Annotated in this window: 5 protein-coding genes; all 5 read left to right on the forward strand. The window is 67.5% G+C overall.

Annotation, left to right across the window (positions count from 1 at the left end):
* Nucleotides 1–153 precede the first annotated feature (153 nt).
* The 5 genes from K8V11_RS14040 to hchA all read left to right on the forward strand — a co-directional run bounded on the left by K8V11_RS14040 (nt 154) and on the right by hchA (nt 5,987).
* Nucleotides 154–1,857 (forward strand): bifunctional UDP-sugar hydrolase/5'-nucleotidase, encoded by a 1,704-nt coding sequence (locus K8V11_RS14040; protein WP_303915576.1) that lies wholly within the window; start codon nt 154–156, stop codon nt 1,855–1,857.
* Between the two features lie 112 nt (nt 1,858–1,969).
* On the forward strand, nt 1,970–2,683 hold the full coding sequence (locus K8V11_RS14045; RefSeq protein WP_303915578.1) for a PIG-L deacetylase family protein: 714 nt from the start codon (nt 1,970–1,972) through the stop codon (nt 2,681–2,683).
* 76 nt (nt 2,684–2,759) lie between these two features.
* Complete coding sequence (locus K8V11_RS14050) at nt 2,760–3,932, forward strand: acyl-CoA dehydrogenase family protein (protein WP_303915581.1); 1,173 nt, start codon at nt 2,760–2,762, stop codon at nt 3,930–3,932.
* Nucleotides 3,929–5,044: a CaiB/BaiF CoA-transferase family protein gene (locus tag K8V11_RS14055; protein ID WP_303915584.1), complete on the forward strand. Its 1,116-nt coding sequence runs from the start codon at nt 3,929–3,931 to the stop codon at nt 5,042–5,044. The genes K8V11_RS14050 and K8V11_RS14055 overlap by 4 nt, the downstream gene beginning before the upstream one ends.
* 76 nt (nt 5,045–5,120) lie before the next feature.
* Entirely contained in the window at nt 5,121–5,987 is an 867-nt protein-coding gene (gene hchA, locus K8V11_RS14060) for a glyoxalase III HchA (RefSeq protein WP_303915587.1), read from the forward strand.
* Nucleotides 5,988–6,008: the final 21 nt, after the last annotated feature.

The following is a 6,008-nucleotide window of genomic DNA, read 5'->3' on the forward strand; positions in this document are numbered from 1 at the left end:
ATCTTATGGGCGCTATAACGGTGATCCAGATGGGGCAATATAGTCGTTCGGTGGACCCGCGCAGCGAAGCGCGAATCCACCCGGTCTGCGTGAGGTGATGTGCGCAGCCGGGATCCGTTCCGATGAGTCGAATTCCAGGTCGAGGGGGCACAGGTGGGCACAGGGCGCCGCGGCACGCGCACGTCGACCCTCTCCGCCCTGGCCGTACCAGCGTTTTCGGCCGCACTCGTCGCCGCGATGGCGGCCACCTCCACCCCGGCCGCCGCGCAACCACCGATGACGCCGGACGGCGGAGCCGACGACGCGGTCATGGTCCGCATCCTCGGTATCGACGGCATCGCCGGTTCGCTCTCGCACCCGCCCGGCTACCAGGGCACAATCCTCGACGGGCCTGACCGCACCATCCCCGCCGGCGGTGCCGACTATCTGTCCGCGACCGTCTCGCACCTGCGCGCCGGCGCGGAGAATTCGGTGCTGCTCAGCACCGGGGACAATCTCGGCGGGGTGCAGCCGGAGGCGGTGCTCAACAGGGACGAGCCCACCCTCCAGGTGCTGCGGCACATGGGCGTGGCCGCGTCCGCCATCGGCGAGCTCGACCTCGTCGCCCCTTCCGCGGCAACCATGCCCGAGCACGGTTTCCCGTACATCGCGAGCAATCTCGCCCCCGGCGACGACGCACCGATAACGCCGTTTCCCTACCTGGTGATCGATGTCGGCGGGATCAAAATCGGTGTAATCGCGGCGACCACCGGCAGCGAGAACATGGAGGCTCCGCCACCGCTCTACGGGCCGCCGACCCCCGCCCCGCCGCCGTGGCACCCGGAGCACCGCCCGCTGCAGGAGTCTTTCGATGCCGCGACCCGCGCGCTCGAGGCGATGGGCGTGAATTCGGTCGTCGGCCTGCTCCACATCGACGCGGTGCACCGCCAGAACGATCCCGCGGCGTGCCCGGAGGAGATCGCAGAGATGCCCGAGCTGCGCGAGGTGTCCTCGTCCGTCGATGCGCTGTTCGTCGGCGACTCTGGAGGACCGGCGACCTGCGATCTCACCGATCCCACGAACGCCCGCCGCCCCGTGCTGTCGCCAGCCTCGCACGGGCGCTCCGTCGCCGTGGTGGATCTGCTCATCGACCCCACCACGGGCCGCGCGCAGCGGGAACAGAGCTCGACCTACAACCAGAAGGTCCACCACGACATCACCCCTGACGCCGAGGTCACCGATCTCATCGACGCGGCCACGGCTTCGGCTGCGGAGAACGACACCGAGGTCTTCGGCTCGGCCTCCGAAAAGGTGAGCCGCGAGATCCTGCCTTCGGGCGAGTCCGCGCTCGCGAACCTCATGGCCGATGCGCAGTGGGAGGCGACCCGCGACGAGGGCGCGGACCTGGCGATCTACAACCCGGATTCGCTGCGCACCGACCTCCCCGAGGGCGAGCTCAGTTACCGGGACCTCCACGCGGTCCAGCCCTACGGCGACCGCGTGCAGATTGCCACGGTCAGCGGCGACCGCCTGCGTGATGCGTTCAATGCCTATATTGACGACGTCGGCACGCGCGGTATCGCGGTGTCGGAGAACGTCGAGCTGGACATCGACCCCACGCGCCCGGAGGGCGAGCGGCTGGTCGGCGCGAAGATCGACGGCACCGAAATCGAGCCTGGCCGCGAATACAAGGTCGCGGCCAACGAGTTCCTCGTGTCCTCGGAGTGGGGCGCGGCGCCGCTGACGACGCTGACGAGCGAGCCCGAGTGGTCCGGATTGTTCGACATCCACACCCTGGCCGAATACGTCCGCTCCCACGAGACGGTGCGGCCGCCCGCCGTCAACCAGCGGCTTCTGGACGTGTCCGCGGGGAGCTAGGCAGATCTTCGGGCGGCGCCCGGCGGGGTTGGCCCTCCTGCACCATCGGCGCCCGCGCGGGACAATGGTGGCGCGGCGCCATCCGCCGCGAACGCCGAGCCCAGGAGCGACGATGCTGGAAGAATTTTCTCTCGACGGAATCGACACGGCGCTGTGCGTGGTCGCGCACCCCGATGATGTGGAATACGGCACCTCCGCGGCGATGGCCGCGTGGATTGCCCGGGGTGTCGAGGTGCACTACCTGCTGCTCACCTCCGGCGAGGCCGGGATGCAGCGGCCTCCCGAGGAGGTCGGCCCGCTGCGCGCACAAGAACAGCAGAACGCCTGTGACGCCGTCGGCGTGAAGAGCCTGCAGATCCTCGACTTCCCCGACGGGATGCTCGAGTATTCGCTTGAAATGCGGAAGGCGATTGCGCGGGTGATCCGCCAGATCAGGCCGAATGTTGTGCTGACGATGACGTGGGATGTCGAGCCGTCATGGGGCCTCAACCAGGCCGATCACCGGGCCGCGGGGCTCGCCGCCGCCGACGCGGTACGAGATGCCGACAACACGTGGGTGTTCCCGGAGCTCGCCTCCGAGGAGGGCCTGGAGAAATGGGGCGCCGATTGGCTTCTGGTCGCCGGCGGCACCGCGCCGACCCATTTCGTCGACGTGACCGGCGAGCCGCTCGAGCGCGGGATCGCCTCGCTCGAAGCGCACACCGAGTACCTCGCGGCGCTGCCGGACCATCCGGCCCCGCGGGACATGCTCTCGGGGATCTCTGCGCAGAACGGCAAGGACGCTGGGGTGGCGAGCGCGATCGCGTTCCGCGCGTTCCCGGTGTAGAGGCGCTCTCGCGACCGTGACAACGTCTGTCGGCACCAACCCGTCCGTAAACCCGATCCCAGCCCACGGAGTGGTCATGTCCAGCACGCAATCCCTGACTCAGCTCTTCGCCCTCGACCATCTGCTCGAGCCCGAGGAGATCCAGATTCGCGACACGGTGCGCAAGTTCGCCGCCGAGCGCATTCGCCCGCACATCGCGGAGTGGTTCGAGGCGGCCTCGCTGCCGGCGCGCGAGCTCGCCAAGGAATTCGGATCCCTCGGACTCCTCGGCATGCACCTCGACGGCTACGACTGCGCCGGGATGAGCGCGACCGCGTACGGCCTGGCCTGCCTCGAACTCGAGGCCGTCGACTCGGGGATCCGCAGCCTGGTTTCGGTGCAGGGCTCTCTCGCGATGTTCTCGATCCACCACTGGGGTAGCGAGGAGCAGAAGCAGGAATGGCTGCCGAAGATGGCGGCCGGCGAGGCCATCGGCTGCTTCGGGCTCACCGAGCCGGACTTCGGCTCCAACCCCGGCGGCATGCGCACGAACGCCAAGCGCGACGGTGACGACTGGATCCTCAACGGCACAAAGATGTGGATCACGAACGGCTCCATCGCCGACGTCGCAGTGGTGTGGGCGCAGACCGACGACGGCGTCCGCGGATTCGTCGTCCCCACCGACACCCCCGGATTCTCCGCACCGGAGATCCACTCGAAGATGTCGCTTCGCGCCTCCGTCACCTCAGAGCTGGTCCTCGACTCCGTGCGACTTCCCGCCTCTGCGATGCTGCCCGAGGCCAAGGGCCTGCGCGGTCCGCTGTCCGCGCTCAACGAGGCGCGCTTCGGCATCGCCTTCGGCGCGATCGGTGCGGCCCGGGATTGCCTGGAAACGGCGATCGATTACGCCGAGACCCGCGAGGTGTTCGACAAGCCCCTCGCCGCCTACCAGCTCACGCAGGCGAAGATCGCGGACATGGCGCTCGAGGTCGGTAAGGGCCACCTGCTGGCCTATAACCTCGGCCGTATCAAGGATCGCGGCGAGGTCACGCCCGAACAGATCAGCACGGGCAAGCTCAACAACACCCGCGAGTCGATCGAGATCGCGCGGACGTGTCGCACGATTCTCGGCGCCAACGGCATCACACTCGAGTACCCGGTCATCCGCCACGCCAACAACCTCGAGTCCGTCCTTACCTACGAAGGCACCACGGAAATGCATCAGCTGTCCATCGGCCGCGCGCTCACTGGGGAATCGGCATTCCGATGAGCACACCCGGAGCCCTCGACGGCCTGGTCATCGCCGACTTCGGTCGGGTTCTCGCCGGGCCTTACGCGACCATGCTGCTTGCGGACCTCGGCGCGGAGGTTGTGAAGATCGAGCGTCCGGAGTCGGGCGACGACACCCGCTCCTGGGGTCCGCCGTGGGTCGGCGACGAGTCGACCTACTTCCTCGGCGTCAATCGCAACAAGAGTTCGCGGGCGATCGATCTGCGCACCGACGAGGGGCTCGCGGCGGCGCGCGAGCTCGTCGCCCGCGCCGACGTCGTGGTGGAGAACTTTCTCCCCGGCACGATGGAGCGTTTGGGCCTCGGCTACGAGCAGGTCGCGAAGGATTCGCCGGGTATTGTCTACTGCTCGATCACCGGCTTCGGCGGGGGCAATGCGCTACCCGGATACGACCTGCTCATCCAGGCCGTCGGCGGCCTCATGAGCGTGACGGGCCCCGACGAGCACACCCCGACCAAGGTCGGAGTCGCGATGGTCGACATCGTGACGGGTATGCACGCCGCGCTCGGAATCCTGGCCGCGCTCAGGCACCGCGATCGCACGGGAACCGGGCAGCGGGTCGAAGTCAACCTGCTCTCTTCGCTGTTGTCCGCCCTGTCCAACCAGACCGCCGGCTATGTCGGTGCCGGCGTCGTGCCGAAGCCGATGGGCAATCGTCATCCGAGCATCGCCCCGTATCAGCTCTTCGACACCGCCGACCGCCCGCTCGTACTCGCGGTCGGCAACGACAAGCAGTTTGCCTCACTGTGCAGAGCGCTGGAGATTCCGGAACTCTCATCCGACGAGCGTTTCGCGACCAATAGCGCGCGCGTGGCCCACCGCGACGAACTCGTCCGGATACTCGACGAACGTCTCGCCGCGGACACCGCGGATTCGTGGTTCGACGCGCTCACCGCTGCCGGGGTGCCGTGCGGCCCGCTCAACGACATCGCCGACGCGATCGCCCTCGCCGAGAGGCTCGGCCTGGACCCGACCGTCGAGATCGCCGACCCGCACGGCGAGGAGGTTTCCCGTCACGTCGCCAATCCCATCCGCCTGAGCGAGACCCCTCCCACCTACCGCTCCTCGCCTCCCGGGCTCGGCGAGCACTAGCGGCCCCTCGCCTCACCGTAGCGCGTATGTTGGGCTCCAGAATCCGTCTACCCTAAGGGTTCTGGAAGGAGTCGACATGAGCAACGAAGACCGTTCGCCGACGATCGACAAAACCGAAGACAATGCCTACTTCCCGTCGCCGTTTTCTCTGACCCAGTATGTCGCGCCGAAGACGGATTTCGACGGCGTCGAAAACCCGGGTGGGTACTCGGGCGGACGCTGGAAGGTTCTTGTCATCGCCACCGAGGAGCGCTACCTCCCCACCAGCGGAGGCTTCTTCTCCACGGGCAATCACCCCGTCGAAACCTTCCTTCCCATCAAGCATCTCCACGACACCGGTTTCGGGATCGACATAGCCACACCGAGCGGTAACCCGGGAAAGCTCGAACACTGGGCGATGCCGGCGGACGACGATGCCGTCAAGGACACCTACGCTCGGTTCATCGAGGACTGGCGGGCACCGAAGAATCTGGCCGACGTCGTTGAAGGCGACCTCGGACCCGATTCGGATTACCTCGCCGTGTTCATACCCGGCGGCCACGGGGCGATGAACAACCTCCCCCGCAATCCGCTGGTCGCGCGCGTACTCGACTGGGCGCTCGAGAACGACCGGGCGATCATCACTCTGTGCCATGGCCCCGCAGCCCTACTCTCGGTGGGCAGGGGCCGCGCGGAATCGCCATTGCGCGGCTATTCCGCCTGCGTGTTCCCCGATGCTCTCGACAGCGGCCAGAATATCGGGCTCGGATACATCCCGGGCACACTTCCGTGGCTGGTCGCCGACGAACTGGAAAAGCAGGGCCTCACCGTCGTCAACGACGACATGTCGGGCGCAACGCATCGCGACCGCAACCTACTCACCGGGGACAGCCCGCTCGCGGCGAACACGCTCGGAAAGATGTCGGCGAACTATCTTCTCGAACGGGCCGGCGAACTGGAATAGCCGCCGCGCGCCTCGCCTCGC

This window comes from Dietzia timorensis (assembly GCF_020742175.1).
Taxonomy (GTDB): Bacteria; Actinomycetota; Actinomycetes; order Mycobacteriales; family Mycobacteriaceae; genus Dietzia; species Dietzia timorensis_A.